Origin of the sequence: [Ruminococcus] lactaris ATCC 29176 (assembly GCF_025152405.1) — a bacterium.
Lineage (GTDB): Bacteria > Bacillota > Clostridia > Lachnospirales > Lachnospiraceae > Mediterraneibacter > Mediterraneibacter lactaris.
The window spans coordinates 1,975,877-1,998,408 of the sequence record NZ_CP102292.1 but is presented as its reverse complement, the minus strand read 5'-3'; the positions used below and the strand labels follow the sequence as shown (position 1 = coordinate 1,998,408).

Below are 22,532 nucleotides of genomic sequence, written 5' to 3'. Positions count from 1 at the left end.
TCCGTGAAGGCGGCTGCCGGTCACTGCCGACCGGGCAATAAGCGGGGGATCAGATCATCCCCCACATCCAGTAGAGCAGGCCGAAAAACCAGCTTGTGAAAATCCCATAAAGTATAACAGGCCCGGCGATGGTGAAGATCTTGCATCCGATACCAAAGACCTGGCCTTCTTTTTTGTATTCAATGGCAGGTGCGGCAACAGAATTGGCGAAACCGGTAATCGGAACCAAAGCTCCTGCACCGCCCCATTTTGCCAGTTTCGGATAAATTCCGGTTCCCGTCAGAATGACACTGATCAGGACGAGAAGCATGGAAGTCCAGTTGCTGCAGTCATCCTGGGAAAGTTTTTGCAGTTCGCAGAGGTTGAAAATAATCTGACCGAGAACGCAGACAGCCCCTCCTGTGAGAAAAGCCCTGAGCATATTCAGCCAGAGATTGTGGCGTGGCGTCTTCTGATCTACATAAGTTTTATATTGTTGCTGTCGTTTCATTTGTTCTGTAGGATTCATAACAATACTCCTTTCCTGAAAGTGATCCCGCAAGTTTCATGACTCTTTCAGATCATCATGAATAGTTTGTATCATTTTGAAAATAATATCCCTGTAACCATTCAAATGTGAGAAAATACGGAAAGCAGAAATGGGGAATTTTCTTATGGATCAGACAAAACTATGCGGAACACAGAGCCTGCATTTTCAGAGACCGGCATACATTTTAAGTGCGGCATCTGTTGCAGGAAAGAAAGAGGCGGAAGGTCCGCTTGGAAAAAAATTTGATATGGTAGATGAGCAGGATAACCTGTTCGGGGCAAAGACCTGGGAAGAGGCAGAGAGCAATATGCAGAAAGAAGCCTGTATACTGGCCATCGGAAAAGCAGGACTGAAACCGGAGAAGATCCGGTATCTGTTCGGGGGAGATCTTCTGAGGCAGGGGATTGCCACTTCCATGGGAGTGGAGGCACTGCAGATTCCCATGTTCGGGCTTTACGGGGCATGTTCAACATCAGGAGAGGCACTGGCACTGGCAGCAATGAGTGTGTCGGCAGGGTATGGAGACTCTATGCTGGCGGTTACATCAAGCCATTTCGGAAGTGCGGAAAAGGAGTTCCGTTTTCCGTTGGGTTATGCCAGCCAGAGACCTTTATCTGCACACTGGACAGTGACCGGGAGCGGGGCCTTTGTAGTGGGAACGGATCCGGGAAATGTGAAGATCAGCGGGATCACAGTGGGAAAGATCGTGGACTACGGACTGAAAGATTCGCAGAATATGGGAGCATGCATGGCTCCGGCGGCTGCTGATACGATCGTCAGGAATTTGAAAGATTTCGGACGGACGGCAGAAGATTATGACCGGATCATTACGGGCGATCTTGGCTCCATCGGTCAGTCAATTTTATTTGATTTGGCAGCAGAAAAGGGATATGATCTCCGGCAGAAGCATCTGGACTGTGGAATGTTGATCTTTGATCCTGAGACGCAGGATACCCATGCAGGGGGAAGTGGCTGTGGATGTGCGGCAGTGACGCTGGCATCGTATCTGCTGCCAAAGATTGAAAGCGGGGAATGGAAAAGGATTTTATTTGTCCCCACAGGAGCATTGATGTCAACGGTGAGCTTTAATGAAGGTGCAAGTGTACCGGGGATCGCACATGGGATTGTGATCGAACATTGTCGGAAGGAGGCGGCGGGATGGACTATCTGATTTCATTTCTGATCGGGGGTGTGATCTGTGCGTTGGTACAGATTTTACTGGACCGGACAAAACTGATGCCTGGCAGAGTCATGGTATGTCTGGTATGCGGAGGCGTGATTCTTGGATTTGCCGGACTGTATCAGCCCTTTCAGGATTTCGCGAAAGCAGGAGCAAGTGTGCCGCTGCTTGGATTTGGAAATGTTTTGTGGAAAGGGGTAAAAGAAGCGGTAGATAAAAATGGATTTATCGGTATTTTTATGGGAGGTTTTAAAGCAAGTGCTGTGGGGATATCGGCCGCATTGGTCTTTGGATATCTGGCTTCGCTGATCTTTGACCCGAAAATGAAAAAGTAGCAGGAAGAAAAGGTTTTCGCAGGAAAGCCTTTTTTTCTCTTTTGCGGAAGGGGATAGTGTGGTATAATAAACCAATAGCGTTTAGAATGAAGACGCAAAGATAAGCGACTGACGTGGAATGTGAGGAAGATAAATATGGATGAGAACAGCAAGAAGACAGCTTTAAGAGAGACACTGCAATCCCTTCGTACACCGGGAGAATTATATGTGATCATGTCGGGAGCGACAAAGCTTCCGTTTGTGGTATGCAATCCGGAGACTTTTGATGATGAGATCCTTCTTTATCATAGAGAAGAGGATGCGAAAAATAAAGCAAAGGAACTGACGGAGGCTCATTATCTGGCAGGTGTGGCAAAGCTGGTGGATGACCAGTTACTGGCATTTTATACCAGTCTGTATCTGATGGGTGTGAACGGTCTTTCTGTGAATGTAGGGACAGACCAGGAGAAAAGAGTCCAGCTCAAAGATCTTGTAGTCCGTCAGAATATGAAGGAAGCAGGAGAAGGAAAGATGATCGTGGAGAATCCTGAGATGCACCTGACCGCTATTTATCTGATGCAGGAACTGCGTCATCAGACAGGTGGAGAAGTGACGGATCAGATCAAAGAACTGCAGGAAGAGTTACTGGCACATTATCAGAAAGGCACATTTCTGATCTCGGTACAGGAGGATGGACAGATTCCGGTTCTGAAGCAGAAAGATGGAAGTATGTATCAGCCGATCTTTACAGATATTCTGGAGTTCCGCCGTTTTGCGGGAGACAAAAAGTTAAAGATGCTGGCAATTCCGTCAGCAAAGATTCCGGAGGCACTGATCCCGGATGCAAGGGGCGTGGTGATCAACCCACTGGGCGTGAATGTCCAGCTTACGGTACATCGTCCGAAAAAAGAAAAGCCGGAGGCATAGGAAGATCCGAGTGTCTTCCGGAAAGTTGGAAGGACAGGAAAAGATAGATGGAAATTGCATTATACATTAGAAAAGAGTATTTCAGAGGCGTCACGCTGACGGATAAAAGTGCCCATATTCTGGAATTTCATTATGAAGGAGAGCATGTGGACGTATTCGAGAATGGAGGACTGGTCTTCCGTTTCCGATATGTGCTGGAGACAAAGTTCAAGGCGAATATCGTTGAGTTTTATATCCCGGATATGACGATGCGTGGAAAAGGATATGGAAGCGTCTGTATGTGCGAGATTCTGGATCAGCTCCGTCAGAAGCAGGTGACTGTGATCCGTTCGCCGTTTGGATATGCTCTGGCACCGATCGGTTATACAGGTCCGGATCAGTACCGTCAGCTTATGAGAGGCTTTTGGGGAGCAACCGGTTTTGAGATCAGTGGAGATGGAGATGAAGCGATCCAGATTTTAGACTGAATGGCGGAAAGGCTGATCTGAGAGCAGACACCGGAAATGCGGTACAGTAAAAATGCACAATACTGATTCAACAGGCATAAACTATCCTGAAAAGATCTACATTGGAAGTGGACTCCAGGGAATGGTTTGTGCCTTTTTAATATTGATAGCAGGCAACAGATTTAAAAGGGGAATGACGAATGTATAAGATCATGATCATAGAAGATGACCTTGTCATGGCAGAGGCCATCGCAAAAGAGATGAATGCGTGGGGGAATGAAGCGGTTTATGTAAAGAATTTTCAGAATGTTCTTTCCTTTTTTGCCGCTCAGGCACCGCATCTGGTCCTCATGGATATCACGCTTCCTTTCTATAATGGATACCACTGGTGCAGCGAGATACGGAAAGTGTCGAATGTACCGGTGATTTTTATTTCTTCCGCAGCAGATAATATGAATATTATCATGGCAATGAATATGGGAGGCGATGATTTTATAGCGAAGCCGTTTGATCTGAATGTGCTGACAGCAAAGGTACAGGCAGTACTCAGGAGGACTTATGATCTGTCGGGGAAAGTTCCCATGCTGGAGCATCGGGGAGCCATCCTGAATCTTTATGATACAACGCTGACTTATGAGGGAGAAAAAGTGAATCTTACCAAAAATGAGTTTAAAATCCTGCAGATCCTGATGGAGAATAAAGGCCGGCTGGTGAGCCGGGATACGCTGATGACGAAGCTGTGGGAGACCGATGATTATATCGAGGAAAATACTCTGACAGTAAATATTGCCAGGCTGAGAAAAAAGCTGGAAAAAGCAGGACTGGATGAGTTTATTACGACGAAAGTCGGTGGCGGTTATCTGATCGAGGTGGAACGATGAAGCTGGTATTGCAGTATTTTTATAAAAAAAGACAGGTGATCGGATGGAGTATCCTGTGCGGACTGATTTATCTGCTTATCTTTTCGTTGAGCGGGATTGATTTAAAGGCAGCAGTATATCCGGCACTTTTATGTCTGGTTTTTGGAATTGTCTTTTTGCTGGTCGGATTTTTCCGATTGATAGAAAGGCACAGGAGACTGGAGTTTTTGGAAAAGGACAAGGGACCTTATGGAGAAAGTCTTCCAAAAGCAGCGGATCTGTGCGAAGCGGATTATCAGAAGCTTCTGAAAAAGGAAGAGCAGGAATGGAGAGACAGGCAGAAAGTATGGGATGATACCATGAGCGACATGGAGGACTATTATGCCGCCTGGGTGCATCAGATCAAAGCTCCGATCGCAGTCATGCAGGTACTTTTACAGCAGGAGGATACAGAGCAGAGCCGGGAATTAAAAGCGGAGCTGTTCCGTGTGGAACAGTATGCAGAGATGGCACTGAGTTATGTACGGCTTAATGATAGAGGCGGAGGATTTGACCTGGTTGCAGCAGAGTATGCACTGGATCCTGTTATCAGAAAAGCAATCCGTAAGTATGCAGGTCAGTTCATACGGAAAAAGATCCAGGTGGTCTATCAGGGAACAGATGAGGTTGTTCTGACGGATGAGAAATGGCTGTCTTTTATAGTGGAGCAGATTTTGTCTAATGCAGTGAAGTATACGCAGCAGGGATCGGTAACGATCCGGGTAGAGGGAGACCGACAGCTTGTAATCGAGGATACGGGGATCGGGATCGCAGCGGAGGATATCCCAAGAATATTTGAAAAAGGTTATACCGGAGAAAATGGAAGGCTTGGAAAAAAATCTACCGGGATCGGTCTGTATTTGAGTCAGATGGCTGCGAAAAAGTTAGGGCATACGATCTCGGTAGAATCCATTCCGGGAGAGGGAAGTTCCTTCAAAATCGACCTGAGTTCTTATGCTCTCCAGGTGGAGTAAAAAAGCAGAGAGGTTCGTCTTACAAAAAGGTCACATAGGACAGCGGAAATGTCACCCGATTCGATGGTAGCATTTCCGCTGAATTGTTATACTGACTTCAGTACCTGGGAAGGGTACATGAAGAGTATAAGAAGTTTAGAGAAGGGAGTTATAGAAATATGACTGTATTGGAAGTAGAAGACATCAAAAAAATATACAGGCCGAGGTTTGGCGGCAATCAGGTGCAGGCACTTTCCAAAGTGACATTTTCTGTTGAAGAGGGAGAGTATGTATCGATCATGGGGGAGAGCGGTTCAGGAAAGACAACACTTTTAAATATCATGGCGGCACTGGACCGTCCGACACAGGGAGAGGTTTATCTGGATGGAAGACCGTTATCTGCCATTAAAGAAAAGGATATTTCAAAATTCCGAAGAGAAAATCTTGGATTTGTATTTCAGGACTTTAGTCTGCTGGATACATTTAACCTCAAAGATAATATCCTGCTTCCGTTGGTGCTGAAAGGCGTACCGTACCGGGAAATGAGTCAGAAACTGATGCCGATTGCAGAAGAACTGGGAATTGCCGGTCTTCTGGAAAAATATCCCTATGAAGTATCCGGCGGACAGAAGCAGCGTGCAGCCGCAGCAAGGGCATTGATTACAGAGCCTCGTCTGCTCCTTGCAGATGAACCGACCGGAGCATTGGATTCCAAGTCCACGGACGAAATGCTTGGTATTTTTTCAAGGATCAATCAAAAAGGGCAGACCATCGTTATGGTAACACATTCTGTAAAAGCAGCGAGTCGTGCAGGAAGGGTACTATTCATCAAAGACGGGGAAGTGTTCCATCAGGTATATCGTGGTGAGCTGAGTGATGAGCAGTTTTATCAGAAAATCTCAGCTACATTGACCATGCTTGCGACAGGTGGTGAAAGACGATGAAAAGAGGACTTTATTTCAGACTTGCCGCAACCGGGATGTCGAAGAATAAAAAATTTTATTTTCCGTACATTTTTACCTGCTTCTGCATGGTGATGATGTATTATATCATTCAGTTTTTGCGGATCAGTGACGATTTCAGGACGATGAGGGGCGGAGAATCCATGCAGATGATCCTGGGAATGGGAACACCTGTGATCGCAGTCTTTTCCTGGATTTTACTGTATTATACAAATTCATTTCTGATCCGCAGACGGCAGAAAGAATTTGGTCTGTATCATATTCTGGGTATGGGAAAAAGAGAACTGGTAAAGATTCTGATCTGGGAAAATCTGATGACTGCTGTGATTTCGATTGCGGGAGGTCTGCTGGGCGGAATTTTATTTTCCAAACTTGCAGAACTGGCTGCAGTCAAGATCGTGGGAAACCATCTCGGTTATAAGATGACCATAGAACCGAAGGCAATCTATTATACCGTCTCCCTTTTCCTGGCGATTTTTGCGGTGATCCTTCTCAGGATGCTGATCTTTATTTTCAGGACAAAGCCGGTCGATATGCTGAAAAGTGAGACAGCAGGTGAAAAACCGCCGAAGGCGAACTGGATTCTTGCCATTGCAGGTCTTATAATCCTTGCCGGGGCATATTGGATCGCAGTGAGCATTGAAGAACCGATGGAGGCAATGCTGTGGTTCATGGTAGCGGTGCTGATGGTGATCGTTGCAACCTATCTGCTTTTTATTGCCGGTTCGGTGGCATTTTGCAGACTGATGCAGAAAAAGAAAAATTATTATTATAAGACAAGACATTTTGTATCCATTTCTTCTATGGTATACCGTATGAAGAGAAACGGAGCAGGTCTTGCGTCAATCTGTATTCTTTCAACAATGGTGCTTGTGATGGTCTCTTCCACGGTCTGCCTTTATGCCAGCATCGAAGGAAATTTAGCGAAAGGCTATCCACAGCAATTTTCGGTTGAAATGGCATCGGGAAGTTCTCTGGAAGATAAAGACAGGGAAGAAAAATTAAAAGAAACAGTCGGACAGACGATCAATGAAAATAAAATTAAATTAAAAGAAACAAAAGAATATCATATACTGAGTACTGCATGTGTAAAGACAGATGAGGGAATCAAGTTTGAGCATGAAAATATAAAAAGTCTGGACAGTCTGAAGATGCTGTATATTCTGACCGTTGCAGATTATAACCGGCTGACAGGAGAAAATCTGTCATTGGAAAAAAATGAGTTATATGTCTACTTACCGGATGAAGCATATGAAAAGGATACGTTTCAGGTGGAAGGATGTGGCAACTGGAAAAATAAAGGAACGCCGGACAATCAGTTTATCTGTGGAGATGATGTTGAAACTCTAAATTCCGGTGTGTATCTGATCGTGCCGGATGAGGCTGTGATGGATCAGTTTGAGGCTGCACAAAGAGCGGTGTATGGTGAAAATGCTTCCAGTGAAAAATTATGTTATGCATTTGATACGGATCTGTCAGAAGAAGGGCAGGTCAGTCTGGTCAGCGAGCTGCAAAATAATATTTCAACACTCCAGCTTCAGGATGAGCAGTTCCCGATGGTAAATGTGAATGCGAGAGCGGTGTCAAAGAGTGATTATTATGCACTGTATGGAGGATTGTTCTTCCTTGGTATCCTGCTTGGATCTGTCTTTATCTTTGGTATGATTCTGATCATTTACTACAAGCAGATTACGGAAGGATATGAAGATCAGGGAAGATTTTCAATTTTGATGAAAGTTGGAATGACCAGGAAAGAAGTACGGCAGAGCATTAATTCACAGGTCATGACAGTCTTCTTTTTACCGCTGGCAATGGCCGGAATGCATACTGCATTTTCATTTCCGATCATAAGGAAGATCTTGAAAATGTTTGCCATGAATGATGAAAAGCTGTTGATACTTGTCATGATCTGCTGCTATCTGGCATTTGCAGTTTTTTATGCGGCTGTGTATCTGCTTACATCAAGAGAATATTATAAGATTGTCAGCAGGGATGAAAAAAAATAGAAATAGCAAATTAAGTTTACTGAAAATTAAGAAAAAACCAGTTTCTTGTCGTTCTTATTCGTGATAAAATAAAATTATCAGAAAATAAGAACGGGAGGAGCTGGTTTTTATGATGGAACATACACTGATAACGATTGGAAGACAGTTTGGCAGCGGTGGACATGAGGTAGGCAACCGGCTTGCGGAACGACTGGATATTCCTCTTTATGACCATAATCTTTTGCGGATGGCAGCAAGAGAACTGGGAGTTTCAGATGAAGATGTAGCAAAAGTAGATGAGACGATGCTGGGACGTTTTCTTTCCGGTTATGTGGCAGGCAACGGTGAATATACAGCATTTATGAGCGGTGAAGAAGCGGGCAGGCCGTTAAGCGACCGGTTGTTTGAAGCCCAGTCAGAGCTGATCCGGAGACTGGCACAGAGAGGTCCTGGTATTTTTGTGGGAAGATGTGCAGATTATGTTCTGGGAGATTATTCAAATGTGATTAATACATTTATTTATGCATATAAGGATGACCGACTGAACCGGATCATGGATATCTATAAGCTGACAGAGAAGCAGGCAGCAGATAAGATCAAAAAGACAGACCGGGAGAGAAAACTCTATTATGAAGCCCGGACCGGAAGAGAGTGGGGCGGGATCGAGTCCAACAGTATGCTTTTTAATACCAGTCTTCTGGGGATCGATGGTGTGACAGATGCACTGGAAGCCATCTACCGGAAATGGGAATCCAGAGGATAGGCAGCAGGGGATGACGGAGTTATATCAGAAAAGATACGAAGAGGCATAGAAAATGAAAAAAGAACCATTAACGGTTCCGTTTCAGCAGACGGATCTGTAATGGTTCTTTTTCGTATCGGACTGCGTGCCGGAGGATGACGACGATAGAGATCAGAATGGTCCCATAGCGGATCGGAGCAAGCGGAACTGTCCGCAATACATTCAGACAAAGGCAGAGATAGGTGATCATGCTTCGGAAAAGATGAGGATCAATGACCAGAAGCAATGAAAAGATCAGATAAAATGCAGCCAGTGTCAGTACAGGGTGCAGATCAGGATAAAGTCCCAGCAGGCACCCAAAGGAGACGGCAATCGCTTTTCCACCCATTCGCGGATGAAAAAGCGGAAAGGCATGTCCGATCACCGGTGCGGCAAGAACCAGTGCGAAGAGTGGATCTGTCGGTGAAAGGACGTGCAGTGCAATATGCACCGGAAAGAATCCTTTGGCAAGTTCCAGGAGCAGGATCAGTGTTCCGGTTCTGATCCCGGTGTGTGCGAAAGCATTGAATGCCCCGGGATTTTGATCATCGCTCAGACGGCAGATGTCAATATGGTAAAAATATTTTGGAATCAGGTAGGCAAAAAGAATACTTCCTGAAAGATATCCTGCAAAGATGAAAAAAATCCCGTATATCATAAATGATTCCTCTGTGCATATAATTTTTCAGCGAGACGGCAGATTTCAACAGCAGAATCATGGGGAATGCAATGATTCTGTTGCTTTTGCATCTCAATTCTTGCATCTTCATTCTTCATCAGTCGGCGGCCCAGTGTAACCTGCCCATGGACAGTCCGTGCAGTGACAGACATTCCATGGGATGTGAAAAAGGCAAGGTTTTTTGTCTCACAGCCGGGGATGGGACTGGTATGCACAAGAGCGATCTGTCGGACAGCCGCTTCAGTGCTTGTAAGTCCGCCGGGTTTGGAAAAGATGACATCACTTGCATCCATATAGGCAGGAACATGATCTGTAAATCCAAGAATCCTGACCTGGGGATTCTTCCCGAAAGTGGTCTGAAGGATCTGCCGTAACCGTCGGTTATTTCCGCAGATTACGACTACATATTCATCTGCTTCAAGCTTACGGATCAGTTCAGCGACAAGAAGGTTGACCTTCCCAAATCCCATGCTGCCGCTCATGACCAGATAGACATGAGCATCCGAAGGCAGTTGGCAGAGCTTTCGGGCAAGAGAGCGTTTCTTCTGGGTGGAAAAAGCCTGCTTTACCGGAATACCAAGTGGAAAAAGCCGTTTTTTTGGAAGCCCTTTGTGGATAAGTTCTCCCAGCAGATCCTTCTGAGGGACGATATAGCAGTCACAGTCTGTCTCTTCCCAGAAAGGAATACAGGTATAATCTGTACCGATGGCAATCACCGGAACAGAAAGAAGCCCGCGATGCTTTAAACAGGTGAGGACTTCGGCCGCATAGAGATGCGGTGTCAGAATAAGATCAAAAGAATGTTCTTTAATATAACGATCCAGTCTGCCTGCAAGCAGCGAGTTCACATAATAGACCGGTGACTTCCGTGTGCTAGAACTGATCAGTCCTCCCACTTTGTAGAGCAGGGAGAAGAAAGCAGGGATATGTCTGACAATGGAAATATAAGCCCCACCGACCATATGGGAGACCGTTTTCCCGCCAAGCAGCATCAGATCCATAAATTCTACTTCATGGCCACGCAAAAGTGCAGCCTCCATAACTGCTTTACCGGCGGAGTTATGCCCTTCGCCGGTATTACAGGATAAGATTAATATTTTCATAAACTTTTATAACCTTTTAAAATCGGATTATTTCATCATGGATGCAAGGATCTGGTTTACTTCTTTGCCGTCCGCTTTTCCCTTGACTCTCGGCATCAGTTCCTTCATGATTTTTCCTTTCTCTTTTGCAGTTGGTGTCTCAATACCCAGTTCAGAAAGAACAGTCTGAATGACTGTTTTGATCTCATCAGCATCCATCATCTTTGGTGCATATTCTTCCAGAACGCTGAGACGCTTCTGAGCTTCTTCGATGAGATCGGTGCGGTCTGCAGGGGTCATTTCAAGAGTCTCTTTTAACTGCTTGATCTCTTTTAAGATAACCTGTCCTTCTTCCTCTTCAGTCAGGTCGGCTCTTTTGTCGATGGCTTTATTTTTAAGGGATGAAAGAAGGAAAGAAAGTGCAGCTTTTCGCTCTTTGTCTCCAGCCTTCATCGCAGCAACCATTTCACTTCTGATTTCATCAATTTTACTCATGATAATTGTCCTCCTTATTTACTTAAGATACATAAAGATTTTAGCAGATGAAAGAAGGCATTTCAATAAGCCAGGAGGTTTAATCAGGAAAATTAAAAGAAATAAAATCCTAGAATTAGCAAAATGAATAAAAGGTATAGCAAAACATATATAATTTTTAGAAAATTAACGAAAAATTTATAATTGGGTTGACAACTGTAGGATGAGGGGGTAAACTACGAGAGATAAAGCAAAGGTGCTTTGAGGAGAAGAACTCAAAGTGCCTTTTTCTTTTATAAAAAGAATACCTGAACATTGACACAAAGGCGTGTCCTTAATTCTGAAAAGCATGAAAACCATGCGGAGAGGAAGAAAGGATACGTTTTTTATTTTATGGGGAATCCTGTGAAATAAACCTCGGCTGGGGAGAGGAGATGCTTCGGAGGTATAAGGAGGAAGATGTATATGACACAAGAAATCATCACACAAATTTCAGAAACAGTCGGAACAGAAGTATTTGGAATCTGGTTCTTGATCGGTGCAGCATTTGTATTCTTTATGCAGGCTGGTTTTGCAATGGTTGAGACAGGATTCACCAGAGCAAAAAATGCAGGAAATATCATCATGAAGAATCTGATGGATTTCTGTATCGGAACGGTAGTGTTCATTTTCCTGGGCTTTGGATTGCTGCTCGGTGAAGATGCACTCGGAGGATTTATCGGACTTCCGACACTGGGAATTTTCACAGACTATGCAAATTTTGACTGGTCTAATTTTGTATTCAACCTTGTCTTCTGTGCAACAGCGGCAACGATTGTATCAGGAGCGATGGCTGAAAGAACAAAATTCCTTTCCTATTGTATCTACTCAGGAGTGATCTCCGCAGTTGTCTATCCGATCGAGGCACACTGGATCTGGGGCGGCGGCTGGCTTGCACAGATGGGATTCCACGATTTTGCAGGTTCAGCAGCAATCCATACAGTTGGTGGCCTGACAGCATTTATTGGTGCGGCAATGGTAGGTCCGAGAATTGGAAAGTTTTCAAAAGATAAAAATGGAACAGTGACAAAAGTACATGCATTTCCGGGACATAACCTGGTCATTGGTGCATTAGGATGCTTTATTTTGTGGTTTGGCTGGTATGGATTCAACGGTGCCGCAGCAAAGACGGGATCACAGCTTGCTTCTATCTTTATGACAACCACGATCGCACCGGCAGTAGCAACGGTGGTCTGCATGATCTTTACATGGCTAAGATATGGAAAACCGGATGTATCGATGTGCCTGAATGCATCACTTGCAGGACTGGTAGCAATCACAGCTCCCTGCGATGTAACAGATGCACTTGGAGCCTTGATCATTGGAGCTGTTTCAGGTGTACTTGTAGTTTTTGGTGTATGGTTCTGTGACTATGTGGCACATGTGGATGACCCGGTCGGAGCAGTTGCCGTACATTGCTTAAATGGAATCTGGGGAACGATCGCAGTCGGACTTTTTGCAACGACTACTGCTCCGGAATGTGAGATCAAAGGACTGTTCTACGGTGGTGGATTTAAACAGCTTGGAATCCAGCTTGTTGGTATTATCGCAGTGATTGCGTGGACGGCAGTGACGATGACGATCGTATTTGCAGTGATTAAAGCAACAATCGGACTTCGGGTATCAGAGGAAGAAGAAATTGTCGGACTTGATTCCAAAGAACATGGTCTTGCATCTGCCTATGCAGGCTTCAGTATCATGGATATCACAGAAGGAACCATGGCTGAGAATGAAAATACAGATCTGGGTGTGGCAGATTATGATGCAGCATCCAAAGTACAGAGAAATGCAGCCGTTCCGGTTGTAGGTGCAGCAGATCTGGATACAGGAATGCATAAAGTCGTTATTATCGCAAAACTGACCAAATATGAACGGCTGAAAACCGCTCTCAATAATCTGGGTGTAACAGGAATGACAGTAACGCAGGTTATGGGATGTGGAATCCAGAAAGGTGCGGGAGAAAAATATCGTGGAGTTGAGATGGATGTTACCGTACTTCCAAAAGTAAAAGTGGAAGTCATTGTCGGAAACATTCCGGTTGAAAAAGTCATTGAGACAGCAACGAAAACTCTTTATACAGGTCATGTCGGAGATGGTAAGATTTTTGTTTACAATGTACAGAAGGTTGTAAAAGTCCGTACAGGTGAAGAAGATCTGGAAGCATTGAAGGATGTGGAGTAAAAAAGCAGAGATAGCTTTTCCTAAAATTACATAACGGTAAGAATAGGAAGAATGACAGAAAAAAGATAGTGGATAAAAGGACTTCATTAAGAATCTGGAAAAGATTTTTGATGGAGTCCTTTTTGAGACTACGAAAGATGAAAAATCCTATGGTATAAAGATGAAAAGACCTGGTATTATTAATATGAAGAAACTCAGAAATATTCCAGAAAAAAGTTGTCATGCTCTTAAAAAAATACATAAAATTTTGGAAAAAGTGAAAGATTTTATGTTAGAGTAAGGTTGATACAACTAGTAAGGGAGGTAGATGAAGTTGGAAAACTATATGTATCTGGTTCCTGTCGCAGCAGTAATCGCCCTGATCTTTGCAGCGTATCTTGCAAGGAAGGTTGGCAGACAGTCTGCAGGAACTGAAAGAATGAAAGAGATTGCAGCAGCAATCGCAGAAGGTGCAAGAGCCTTTTTGACAGCAGAGTACAAGATTCTGATCATCTTCGTAGCCGTACTCTTTGTACTGATTGGAATCGGAATTGGTAACTGGGTTACAGCAATCTGCTTCGTAGTAGGTGCTTTGTTCTCAACGGTCGCAGGCTACTGCGGAATGACAGTTGCCACAAAGGCAAATGTAAGGACAGCTAATGCAGCAAAAGAGAGCGGAATGAATAAAGCTCTTTCCATTGCATTCTCAGGTGGTGCAGTAATGGGTATGTGCGTAGCCGGTCTTGGTGCATTGGGAGTGAGCCTGGTGTACATTGTAACGAGAAATGTAGATGTCTTATTTGGATTCAGTCTGGGAGCATCTTCGATTGCGTTATTTGCCCGTGTAGGTGGAGGTATCTATACAAAGGCAGCTGATGTCGGAGCTGACCTGGTCGGTAAAGTAGAAGCAGGAATCCCGGAGGATGATCCGCGTAACCCGGCAGTCATCGCTGATAATGTAGGTGATAATGTAGGAGATGTAGCCGGTATGGGAGCTGATCTTTTTGAGTCCTATTGTGGTTCACTAATTTCAGCACTGACACTTGGTGTGGCAGTAAGTGAGGTTTCTGGAGTATTATTCCCACTGGCAATCGCAGGCTGTGGACTGATCGCATCCATGATTGGCACATTCTTTGTAAGAGGTGGAGAAAATGCAAATCCGCAGAAAGCACTTACAAAGGGAAGCTATGCTGCTTCTGTGCTTGTAATGATTGCTTCTCTGGCACTGAGCCGGACCTTGTTCGGAAATATGAATGCAGCAATCGCAGTCATCGCAGGACTGATCGTTGGTGTGATCATTGGTAATATTACCGAGTACTATACTTCTGCAGATTATAAGCCGGTACAGGGAATTGGAGAACAGTCTGAAACCGGTGCTGCTACAACGATCATCAGTGGTCTTGCAGTTGGTATGAAGTCAACAGCAATCCCGCTGCTTCTGATCTGTGTCGGTATTTTTGTATCTTATAAAGTAAACGGTCTGTACGGAATTGCCCTTGCGGCAGTCGGAATGCTTTCTACAACAGGGATCACTGTTGCAGTAGACGCATATGGTCCGATCGCAGACAATGCAGGTGGTATTGCAGAGATGTCCGGTCTGGATGAGTCTGTCCGTGACATTACAGATAAACTTGACTCTGTAGGTAATACGACAGCAGCGATGGGAAAGGGATTTGCAATCGGTTCAGCAGCACTGACAGCCCTTGCACTGTTCGTTTCTTATGCTGAGACCGTGAAACTGAAGACGATCAACCTTCTGGATTATAAGGTAATCATCGGTATCTTTATTGGTGGTATGCTGACGTTCCTCTTCTCGGCATTTACAATGGAGTCTGTATCCAAAGCTGCCTACAAGATGATCGAGGAAGTAAGACGTCAGTTCCGTGAGAAACCAGGCATCATGAAAGGGGAAGAAAAGCCGGACTATAAGTCATGTGTGGCTATTTCCACAACGGCAGCTCTTCACGAAATGCTTCTTCCGGGTCTGATGGCAGTCATCGTTCCGGTCGTTGTCGGAGTCGTTCTTGGTGTTGATGCACTTGGCGGACTTCTGTCAGGATCTCTCGTGACAGGTGTTCTGATGGCAATCTTTATGTCAAATGCCGGTGGTGCATGGGATAATGCAAAGAAATATATTGAGACAGGACATCATGGCGGTAAGGGAAGTGAAGCCCATAAGGCAGCCGTTGTCGGAGATACGGTAGGAGATCCGTTCAAGGATACTTCAGGTCCGTCCATCAATATCCTGATCAAGCTGATGACAGTCGTTTCGCTGGTATTTGCTCCGTTGTTCCTTCAGATCGGAGGATTACTGTAGAAGATATTTGAAATAGCCTGAAACTATGACAAACCGACAAAAATAACTATTTTTCAATCTTTTTTTGCCATGGTAATCTATAGGAAGAAAAAGATTGGAGGATATGAAAATGAGTAAATATCAGACACCATGCAGATACGATTTTGTAGGAAGTTTTTTAAGACCACAGGAAGTGAAGCAGGCAAAGGCAGATTATGCTGAAGGAAAGATCAGTGAAGAAGAAAAAGACCGCATTATTGATGCTGCGATCACGGATGTGGTGAAAAAGCAGAAAGAACTGGGGTATCATGTGATTACTGACGGTGAGTTCAGAAGAACCTACTGGCATCTTGATTTTATGTGGGGATTTGAAGGCGTCGGACATGAACAGACCGGTGGCGGAGTTCAGTTTCATGAAGAGCTTGCATCAATGGAGGATACTTATCTGACAGGAAAGGTAAAAGCAAAACCACATCCGTTTGTTGAGTACTTCAAATTTCTGAAGCAGTTTGAGGATGAGAATACAGTTGCCAAGTATACGATCCCGGCACCGGCTCAGATGTTTCAGCAGATGATCGTACCGGCTAATTATGCCAATACGAGAAAATATTATCCGACGAATGAAGAACTGATCCATGATATCGGGGTAGCATATCAGGAAGTCATCAGACAGTTTTATGATGCGGGATGCAGAAATCTGCAGTTAGATGACTGTACCTGGGGAGCAATCGTAGGAGATGCGGCAAAGCAGAGATATAAATTACTGGGGTTGGATCTGGAAGAGGTGAAAAAAGAACTTCTGAAAGTGAATAACCTTGCCGTAGAAGGAAAGCCGGAAGATATGGTGATCACTTCTCACATTTGCAGAGGAAACTATCACTCTACATTTTTTACAAGTGGTCCGTATGATACAGTAGCAGACTATGTATTTGCAAAGGAAAATGTAGATGCACTGTTCCTGGAATATGATGATGAGAGATCCGGTGGATTTGCACCGCTGGCAAAAGTATCTCCGGATAAAAAAGTTGTTCTTGGTCTGATCACGACAAAGTCTCCGGAACTTGAAGATAAGGAGCGTGTGATCCACAGAATTAATGAAGCAGCAAAATATGTTCCGCTGGAGCGTCTGTATCTGAGTCCGCAGTGTGGCTTTGCATCCTGTGAGATTGGAAATAAACTGACAGAGGAACAGCAGTGGGAAAAATTAAAACTGGTGAAAGAGATCGCAGAAGAAGTATGGGGTGAATAGTAACATAATGCTAGAATAACCTGACTCTGCAACCAGGAACAGATTAAGCTGATGAGTGAAACTTCATGATACAGTCCTGTATTTTTGAAGTAACTTGTCAGCTTTTTTTTCATCATCACCGTGAATGATCAGTACATAAGGAAGTCCAAGTGGAATTGTTGCGAGTTCGGAAAGTTTTTTTGCATTGATATCGAGATGCTGGTTTTCTAGGTCTCTGACACGTACATCAGAGGAAAAACCTTTGCAGGTATTGTAAAAAGTGACAAACTGTCCGGTAGTGATGAATTTAATATTTTTCTTGATCATATCTGTGGCCTTTCTGTATTGAAATATGAAAATAAAATGGAATGAAATTTGATTTTTTCTTCATACAGTATATAATGAGTATAAAAATGAGAAAAATACATATTTGCTATAGCAGACATGTATTTAATACATGGAGGAAGTATGGAGATCACTTATGATTATTATCGGATTTTCTATTATGTTGCAACCTATCAGAGCTTTTCAAAAGCAGCAAAAATATTGATGAGTAACCAGCCCAATATTACCAGGTTTATAAATAATCTGGAAAATCAATTAGGGTGTAAGCTCTTTGTCAGGTCGAACAGAGGAGTGCAGTTGACCCAGGAAGGAAGAAAATTGTATCAGCATGTGTCTGTGGCATATCAGCATCTGCATATGGCAGAAGTTGAACTGATGAATGAACAGAGGATGGATCAGGGATATATTACGATCAGTGCAAGTGAGATCGCCTTACATCTGCTGTTACTTCCGGTTCTCGAAAAATTTCATAAAAATTATCCGGGGATCAGGATCCGACTGTTAAATCATTCCACACCGCAGGCGGTTCAGGCAGTGAAAGAAGGGGCGGTTGATCTGGCGGTTGTCACGACTCCGCTTACAGTAAAAAAACCGCTGAGATCCGCAGTCTTAATGGAGTTTCGGGAGATCCTTGTAGGAAGTCAGGCAACGGTGCAGAACACGAAGATAAAAAGACTGGAAGATATCAGGAATGAACCGTTGATCTGTCTTGGAAGGAAAAGTACCACATATTCTTTTTATTCAAAATTCTTTTTGGAGCATGATGTTGTATTGGAGCCGGATATTGAAGTAGAAACGATGGATCTGATTCTTCCGTTGATCTTGAATGGACTTGGGATTGGATTCCTTCCGGATTTATATGTGAAAGATCTTTTGAAATCGAATCAGATCCAGGAGATCCGGATGGAAGAAAAAATACCTGCCCGGGAGATCTGTCTTGTGGAAAACCATAATTTCCCGCCGGGAGTTGCAGCGGAGACACTGAAAAGAATGTTGTTGAAAGAAAATGGAATTATATAAAAATTACATAATGACCATGTAGAAAAAACTGTGGCTGTCAGTTTGACTTTGGTAAGAGTGCTTTCTATACTGAAACTAGAACAAAAAAGAAAGAAGGAAAGCAATTATGATGCATACAGTTTTACCCAGAGAAGAAGCTGTTGAGGCGATTTTTTCAAAAATAGTGGCATCTCCGGCTTCCTGTGAGCAGTTAAGAGAAGTGGTTTATGAACATTTGGAAGATGAACAGATTTTTGAAAAAAATCAGGCAGAGCATTTTACCGAAGTTTTATTTCAGGCATACAAGAATGGAGATATCAGTGCATTGTTGCTGGAATTGTGTGGAAGAAGTATGTTTGATCTGCTGAGGGAAGCATATTTGATCCCTAAGAAATTTCACGGAAAAGCAGGAGAAAATCCGGTCTTATTGACAGATGTTGATGGAAATCTGCTTCCCGGAAAAGAGAAGGAGGTTTCGGGGAGAGAGTACGAGAAGTTCAGAAATACTTATCAGTTACATGAGTGTGCACCCCGTTCAAAAGTATATCTGGCAGATGGATATGATCTGATTCGTTCCTATACGGAAGGGATGCAGATAGAGGAAACGAAAGAGAACAGACAAAGAGGAGTACTGGCTCTTTATGCACTACCGGATACGTGCAGTCTGGGGCTGACAGAGGCACAGGCTTATGCAATGGTCTGGGATACATTTCATGAAATTCAGATGGAGGCACCACGGGCTATCGTTTATTATGGACAGGAGACCGGAGTGAGGAAGAAAAAAGAATTTGATGAGATCGGAATCCTGCTTCCGATTCATGAATTTGAGAAAAAGATGCTTCATCATCTGCACGAAATTGATGGAATTGTCCTGACCTGCAGGGAAAAGTTACTGAAAAGAACCGGAAGTGCTGGCCTGGATCTGGAATAGGAGCAGGGGAGTGAAAAAATGGGGACAGAAAGAATTATAAAAAATCATATGGAGATTCTCTGGCATGAATATACGGATGCAGGCGGAGAAGAACGGCCGGTTACAGAAGCAAGCCTGACGGAAAAGGCATCCATTGTCGGGCGGGTCGGTATCATGCTTCTTTCCTGTGGTACGGGAGCGTGGAGAGTGAGAAGTTCTATGAATACATTATCAGAAGTCATGGGGATCACTTGCACTGCAGATATAGGTCTGATGTCGATCGAATATACCTGTTTTGACGGAGAACAGGGATTTACGCAGTCATTATGTCTGACAAACACAGGCGTTAATACGTCAAAACTGAATCGCCTGGAACATTTTATACGTGAGTTTGAAAAAGAAGGATGCAGTATGTCAGGGGAACAGTTACATCAGTTATTGGATGAGATCGAGCGGATTCATGGCCTTTATTCTCCTGTGGCACTGGGGTTCGCAGCAGCGTTGGCATGTGGTGGATTTACGTTTCTGCTTGGAGGAGGTCCAATCGAAATGTTCTGTGCTTTTTCCGGAGCGGGGCTTGGGAATTTTCTCAGGTGCAAGTTGACAAAGCATCATTTTACACTCTTTTTGGGAATTGTATCTTCAGTAGCACTGGCATGTCTTGTATATGCAGGATTTCTGAAAATCGCTGAAGTAGCATGGGGGGTATCAGTGCAGCATGAGGCAGGATACATTTGTGCCATGCTTTTTATTATACCGGGTTTTCCTTTTATTACAAGCGGGATAGACCTTGCGAAGCTGGATATGCGTTCCGGGGTCGAACGGTTTACTTACGCCTTGATCGTTGTTCTTGTGGCAACAATGTCAGCCTGGATTATGGCACTGATCCTTCATTTACAGCCGGTTGATTTTGAAAAAATGTCATTGCCACTGGAAGCGTGGATTCTGTTTCGGCTTCTGGCGAGTTTCTGTGGAGTGTTTGGTTTCTCTGTTATGTTTAACAGTCCGGTTCGTCTGGCTGCGGTTGCAGCAGGGATCGGAGCAGTTGCAAATACGTTCAGGCTGGAGCTGGTGGATCTTACGGCATGTCCACCGGCAGCAGCGGCATTCATGGGGGCTTTGGCTGCAGGTCTGCTGGCTTCTCTGATCAAAAGCAGGGTTGGATATCCGAGAATCTCTGTGACAGTGCCGTCAATCGTAATCATGGTACCCGGACTTTATTTATACCGGGGATTTTATAATCTGGGAATGATGTCATTGTCTGCATCTGCGTCCTGGTTTGCATCCGCGATACTGATCGTTGCGGCATTACCACTGGGGCTGATCTTTGCAAGGATTCTGACAGATAAGACATTTCGATATTGTACATAAAAATATTGCACATAAAATATTGCACATAAAAATACCCTCCTTACTGGTTGTCCAGTAAAGAGGGTATATATCATTTCCAGGGCCGGTTGCCTTTTATGATTATTTTTGATTCTATTTCTCTTTCGGTTCTATAATCCTTTTTTCAGTTTCTTCTTTTGGCCTGTAGCCATTGATATCGTATTTCTCTTCATACTTTTCAAAAGCAGAAAGGTAACGGTCATCTTTTAGCTTACGGACGCTCTTTGTATACTCATGCATATCAAAGTTTGAAGAATCCAGTTCCAGAATGGCAACTGCTATATTGGAACAATGGGCTGCGATTCGTTCATAGTTGGTCAGCAGGTCATTAAATGCGAATCCGGTATTCAGGTCGCACTGACCATTCCGAAGTCTTTTAATATGACGCATTTTCAGGTCATTGCAGAGAATGCCGATCAGCTCACGCAGCGGCTCTACTGTGGCAGCGGTGTTAAGATCTTCATCTACAAAAGAGTTGACAGTGAGATCTGTGATCTCAACGAGAGCCTGTTCAAGAACATCCAGTTCATATTTGGCGGCTTCAGAGAAAGTACGTGATTTCTCATGAAGTTCCTGTGCTACCTTGGAAATGTTCACTGCATGGTCGCCGAGACGCTCAAAGTCACTGATCGTATGCAGGAACTTGGATGTCTGCTTTGCCTGATCCGGTGTCAGATCATGCATACTTAACTGCATCAGATAAGTTCCGAGTTTATCTTCGTATTTATCAATGAGATTTTCTTTTTCCTGAATTTTATTAAACTTGCTGTCGGAAAAATCAGAGAGCAGTGCAAAAGCCCGCATGATATTTTTCCGTGCATTCTTTGCCATTCCATTGACTGCAAGCTGACTCTGGCTGATCGCCAGTGGCGGATAGTTCAGGAAACGTTCTTCAAGAAGATCAAAATCTGCCTGCTCTTCATTGTCCTCTTCAGTGTCTTTGATCAGAATAAAGACGAGCTTCTCAATCTTGCTGATGAAAGGTGCAAGTACGAGAATCGTCAGAATCCTGAATACAGAGTTCAAAAGTGCAGTACGGAATGGAGTCATAACTTCATCCATAAAAGTAAAGTGAACCACTGCATTGATCGAATAAAATACGATTGACCAGAAGATCATTCCGAATAAATCATTCAGCAGATAGATCAGTGCTGTACGTTTTCCATTCTTGTTCGTTCCGATGGAAGAGAGCAGAACAGGACAGGCTGCACCGACACCGATTCCCATGGTGATCGGAAGAGCTGCTGCAAAAGTAATCGAACCAGTGATCGACAGTGCCTGCAGGATACCGACAGAAGCAGATGCACTCTGAAGGACTGCGGTAAATGCGATACCGACCAGAATACCCATAAATGGATTCTTGAACATAGTCAGAAGACTGACAAAGTGAGGATTCTCTTTTAATGGAGAAACCGCACCGCTCATTGTCTGCATACCAACCATGAGAATGGCGAATCCAAGCATGATATCTCCCACATCTGTATAGGGCTTTTTCTTCACGAATGTACGTAAGATGATACCGATGATCGCAACGATGGCTGAAATTGTCGCAGTGGACAGAAGCTGGGCGATGCCGTTGGAGCCATCAATGTAGGACAGACATAAGATCCATCCGGTGATACTTGTACCGATGTTGGCTCCCATAATAATACCGATCGCCTGAGCAACTTTCATCATACCGGAGTTGACGAAGCCGACAACCATGACAGTCGTTGCTGATGAAGACTGGATGATTGCAGTTACAACTGTACCCAGCAGCAATCCTTTGATCGGGGAGTTCGTTAATTTATATAAGATCAGCTCCAGTTTATTACCGGCAACTTTCTTAAGACTGTCCCCCATCAGTGCCATTCCGTAGAGGAAGAGGGCAACTCCGCTGAGCAATGACAAAATCATTGTAATTCCCATTTTCTTTTTTCCTTTTTCTTAAGTTATTAAGTTGACGTGTTACGTTA

General features: G+C 44.0%; 21 protein-coding genes. 15 read left to right on the top strand and 6 right to left on the bottom strand.

What is annotated here, in order from left to right:
* Positions 1–49: 49 nt before the first annotated feature.
* Entirely contained in the window at positions 50–508 is a 459-nt protein-coding gene (locus NQ541_RS09325; RefSeq protein WP_005612620.1) for a SpoVA/SpoVAEb family sporulation membrane protein, read from the bottom strand.
* A 145-nt stretch (positions 509–653) separates the two neighbouring features.
* On the opposite strand from NQ541_RS09325, the gene NQ541_RS09320 reads away from it, so the two are divergent.
* The 9 genes from NQ541_RS09320 to NQ541_RS09280 all read left to right on the top strand — a co-directional run bounded on the left by NQ541_RS09320 (position 654) and on the right by NQ541_RS09280 (position 8,958).
* Positions 654–1,700, top strand: coding sequence for a stage V sporulation protein AD (locus tag NQ541_RS09320; RefSeq protein WP_044941155.1), 1,047 nt, complete (start codon positions 654–656; stop codon positions 1,698–1,700).
* Positions 1,688–2,044, top strand: a complete 357-nt coding sequence (locus NQ541_RS09315) for a SpoVA/SpoVAEb family sporulation membrane protein (protein ID WP_005612622.1) — start codon at positions 1,688–1,690, stop codon at positions 2,042–2,044. Before NQ541_RS09320 ends, NQ541_RS09315 begins: the two co-directional genes overlap by 13 nt.
* A gap of 135 nt (positions 2,045–2,179) precedes the next feature.
* Positions 2,180–2,950 (top strand): SseB family protein, encoded by a 771-nt coding sequence (locus NQ541_RS09310; RefSeq protein ID WP_005612623.1) that lies wholly within the window; start codon positions 2,180–2,182, stop codon positions 2,948–2,950.
* A 47-nt stretch (positions 2,951–2,997) separates the two neighbouring features.
* On the top strand, positions 2,998–3,417 hold the full coding sequence (locus tag NQ541_RS09305; protein WP_005612624.1) for a hypothetical protein: 420 nt from the start codon (positions 2,998–3,000) through the stop codon (positions 3,415–3,417).
* A gap of 179 nt (positions 3,418–3,596) precedes the next feature.
* Positions 3,597–4,277, top strand: coding sequence for a response regulator transcription factor (locus tag NQ541_RS09300; protein ID WP_005612632.1), 681 nt, complete (start codon positions 3,597–3,599; stop codon positions 4,275–4,277).
* Positions 4,274–5,269, top strand: a complete 996-nt coding sequence (locus tag NQ541_RS09295; RefSeq protein ID WP_005612635.1) for a sensor histidine kinase — start codon at positions 4,274–4,276, stop codon at positions 5,267–5,269. Before NQ541_RS09300 ends, NQ541_RS09295 begins: the two co-directional genes overlap by 4 nt.
* Positions 5,270–5,427: 158 nt before the next feature.
* A complete protein-coding gene (locus NQ541_RS09290) occupies positions 5,428–6,192 on the top strand; it encodes an ABC transporter ATP-binding protein (protein WP_005612638.1) in 765 nt (254 codons plus the stop codon).
* Complete coding sequence (locus NQ541_RS09285; protein WP_005612640.1) at positions 6,189–8,216, top strand: ABC transporter permease; 2,028 nt, start codon at positions 6,189–6,191, stop codon at positions 8,214–8,216. The genes NQ541_RS09290 and NQ541_RS09285 overlap by 4 nt, the downstream gene beginning before the upstream one ends.
* Before the next feature lie 109 nt (positions 8,217–8,325).
* Entirely contained in the window at positions 8,326–8,958 is a 633-nt protein-coding gene (locus NQ541_RS09280) for a cytidylate kinase-like family protein (RefSeq protein ID WP_005612643.1), read from the top strand.
* 67 nt (positions 8,959–9,025) lie between these two features.
* On the opposite strand, the gene NQ541_RS09275 is transcribed toward NQ541_RS09280, so the two are convergent.
* The 3 genes from NQ541_RS09275 to NQ541_RS09265 are packed head-to-tail and all read right to left on the bottom strand — an operon-like array spanning position 9,026 to position 11,232.
* Positions 9,026–9,634 carry a glycerol-3-phosphate acyltransferase gene (locus tag NQ541_RS09275; RefSeq protein ID WP_005612646.1) on the bottom strand — a complete coding sequence of 203 codons (609 nt, stop codon included), beginning with the start codon at positions 9,632–9,634 and terminating at the stop codon, positions 9,026–9,028.
* The gene (locus NQ541_RS09270; RefSeq protein ID WP_005612649.1) at positions 9,631–10,758 is read right to left on the bottom strand and encodes an MGDG synthase family glycosyltransferase; all 1,128 of its coding nucleotides are present in this window, start codon (positions 10,756–10,758) and stop codon (positions 9,631–9,633) included. Before NQ541_RS09270 ends, NQ541_RS09275 begins: the two co-directional genes overlap by 4 nt.
* A gap of 27 nt (positions 10,759–10,785) precedes the next feature.
* Entirely contained in the window at positions 10,786–11,232 is a 447-nt protein-coding gene (locus tag NQ541_RS09265; RefSeq protein ID WP_005612650.1) for a GatB/YqeY domain-containing protein, read from the bottom strand.
* 444 nt (positions 11,233–11,676) lie between these two features.
* Between NQ541_RS09265 and NQ541_RS09260 the strand changes: the two genes are divergently transcribed.
* The 3 genes from NQ541_RS09260 to NQ541_RS09245 all read left to right on the top strand — a co-directional run bounded on the left by NQ541_RS09260 (position 11,677) and on the right by NQ541_RS09245 (position 16,955).
* Positions 11,677–13,431 (top strand): ammonium transporter, encoded by a 1,755-nt coding sequence (locus tag NQ541_RS09260; protein ID WP_181973143.1) that lies wholly within the window; start codon positions 11,677–11,679, stop codon positions 13,429–13,431.
* A 313-nt stretch (positions 13,432–13,744) separates the two neighbouring features.
* Positions 13,745–15,727 (top strand): sodium-translocating pyrophosphatase, encoded by a 1,983-nt coding sequence (locus NQ541_RS09250; RefSeq protein WP_044941161.1) that lies wholly within the window; start codon positions 13,745–13,747, stop codon positions 15,725–15,727.
* 109 nt (positions 15,728–15,836) lie between these two features.
* The gene (locus tag NQ541_RS09245) at positions 15,837–16,955 is read left to right on the top strand and encodes a 5-methyltetrahydropteroyltriglutamate--homocysteine S-methyltransferase (RefSeq protein ID WP_044941118.1); all 1,119 of its coding nucleotides are present in this window, start codon (positions 15,837–15,839) and stop codon (positions 16,953–16,955) included.
* Between the two features lie 63 nt (positions 16,956–17,018).
* On the opposite strand, the gene NQ541_RS09240 is transcribed toward NQ541_RS09245, so the two are convergent.
* Positions 17,019–17,261, bottom strand: a complete 243-nt coding sequence (locus NQ541_RS09240; protein WP_005612662.1) for an HPr family phosphocarrier protein — start codon at positions 17,259–17,261, stop codon at positions 17,019–17,021.
* A 141-nt stretch (positions 17,262–17,402) separates the two neighbouring features.
* Between NQ541_RS09240 and NQ541_RS09235 the strand changes: the two genes are divergently transcribed.
* From NQ541_RS09235 to NQ541_RS09225, 3 genes are all read left to right on the top strand, one after another.
* Entirely contained in the window at positions 17,403–18,299 is an 897-nt protein-coding gene (locus NQ541_RS09235; RefSeq protein ID WP_005612664.1) for a LysR family transcriptional regulator, read from the top strand.
* Positions 18,300–18,405: 106 nt separating this feature from the next.
* On the top strand, positions 18,406–19,209 hold the full coding sequence (locus NQ541_RS09230) for a DUF4866 domain-containing protein (RefSeq protein ID WP_005612665.1): 804 nt from the start codon (positions 18,406–18,408) through the stop codon (positions 19,207–19,209).
* Positions 19,210–19,227: 18 nt separating this feature from the next.
* Entirely contained in the window at positions 19,228–20,559 is a 1,332-nt protein-coding gene (locus NQ541_RS09225; RefSeq protein ID WP_005612667.1) for a threonine/serine exporter family protein, read from the top strand.
* Positions 20,560–20,670: 111 nt separating this feature from the next.
* On the opposite strand, the gene NQ541_RS09220 is transcribed toward NQ541_RS09225, so the two are convergent.
* Positions 20,671–22,485 carry a Na/Pi cotransporter family protein gene (locus NQ541_RS09220; protein ID WP_005612669.1) on the bottom strand — a complete coding sequence of 605 codons (1,815 nt, stop codon included), beginning with the start codon at positions 22,483–22,485 and terminating at the stop codon, positions 20,671–20,673.
* Positions 22,486–22,532: the final 47 nt, after the last annotated feature.

What these genes read in the sequence shown, in the direction of transcription:
- NQ541_RS09295 (WP_005612635.1), top strand. Translation starts at nt 4,274, where the DNA reads ATGAAGCTGGTATTGCAGTATTTTTATAAAAAAAGACAGGTGATCGGA.
- NQ541_RS09325 (WP_005612620.1), bottom strand. Translation starts at nt 508, where the DNA reads ATGAATCCTACAGAACAAATGAAACGACAGCAACAATATAAAACTTAT.
- NQ541_RS09310 (WP_005612623.1), top strand. Translation starts at nt 2,180, where the DNA reads ATGGATGAGAACAGCAAGAAGACAGCTTTAAGAGAGACACTGCAATCC.
- NQ541_RS09230 (WP_005612665.1), top strand. Translation starts at nt 18,406, where the DNA reads ATGATGCATACAGTTTTACCCAGAGAAGAAGCTGTTGAGGCGATTTTT.
- NQ541_RS09220 (WP_005612669.1), bottom strand. Translation starts at nt 22,485, where the DNA reads ATGGGAATTACAATGATTTTGTCATTGCTCAGCGGAGTTGCCCTCTTC.
- NQ541_RS09285 (WP_005612640.1), top strand. Translation starts at nt 6,189, where the DNA reads ATGAAAAGAGGACTTTATTTCAGACTTGCCGCAACCGGGATGTCGAAG.
- NQ541_RS09265 (WP_005612650.1), bottom strand. Translation starts at nt 11,232, where the DNA reads ATGAGTAAAATTGATGAAATCAGAAGTGAAATGGTTGCTGCGATGAAG.
- NQ541_RS09275 (WP_005612646.1), bottom strand. Translation starts at nt 9,634, where the DNA reads ATGATATACGGGATTTTTTTCATCTTTGCAGGATATCTTTCAGGAAGT.
- NQ541_RS09315 (WP_005612622.1), top strand. Translation starts at nt 1,688, where the DNA reads ATGGACTATCTGATTTCATTTCTGATCGGGGGTGTGATCTGTGCGTTG.
- NQ541_RS09305 (WP_005612624.1), top strand. Translation starts at nt 2,998, where the DNA reads ATGGAAATTGCATTATACATTAGAAAAGAGTATTTCAGAGGCGTCACG.
- NQ541_RS09270 (WP_005612649.1), bottom strand. Translation starts at nt 10,758, where the DNA reads ATGAAAATATTAATCTTATCCTGTAATACCGGCGAAGGGCATAACTCC.
- NQ541_RS09320 (WP_044941155.1), top strand. Translation starts at nt 654, where the DNA reads ATGGATCAGACAAAACTATGCGGAACACAGAGCCTGCATTTTCAGAGA.
- NQ541_RS09235 (WP_005612664.1), top strand. Translation starts at nt 17,403, where the DNA reads ATGGAGATCACTTATGATTATTATCGGATTTTCTATTATGTTGCAACC.
- NQ541_RS09300 (WP_005612632.1), top strand. Translation starts at nt 3,597, where the DNA reads ATGTATAAGATCATGATCATAGAAGATGACCTTGTCATGGCAGAGGCC.
- NQ541_RS09290 (WP_005612638.1), top strand. Translation starts at nt 5,428, where the DNA reads ATGACTGTATTGGAAGTAGAAGACATCAAAAAAATATACAGGCCGAGG.
- NQ541_RS09260 (WP_181973143.1), top strand. Translation starts at nt 11,677, where the DNA reads ATGACACAAGAAATCATCACACAAATTTCAGAAACAGTCGGAACAGAA.
- NQ541_RS09240 (WP_005612662.1), bottom strand. Translation starts at nt 17,261, where the DNA reads ATGATCAAGAAAAATATTAAATTCATCACTACCGGACAGTTTGTCACT.
- NQ541_RS09225 (WP_005612667.1), top strand. Translation starts at nt 19,228, where the DNA reads ATGGGGACAGAAAGAATTATAAAAAATCATATGGAGATTCTCTGGCAT.
- NQ541_RS09280 (WP_005612643.1), top strand. Translation starts at nt 8,326, where the DNA reads ATGATGGAACATACACTGATAACGATTGGAAGACAGTTTGGCAGCGGT.
- NQ541_RS09245 (WP_044941118.1), top strand. Translation starts at nt 15,837, where the DNA reads ATGAGTAAATATCAGACACCATGCAGATACGATTTTGTAGGAAGTTTT.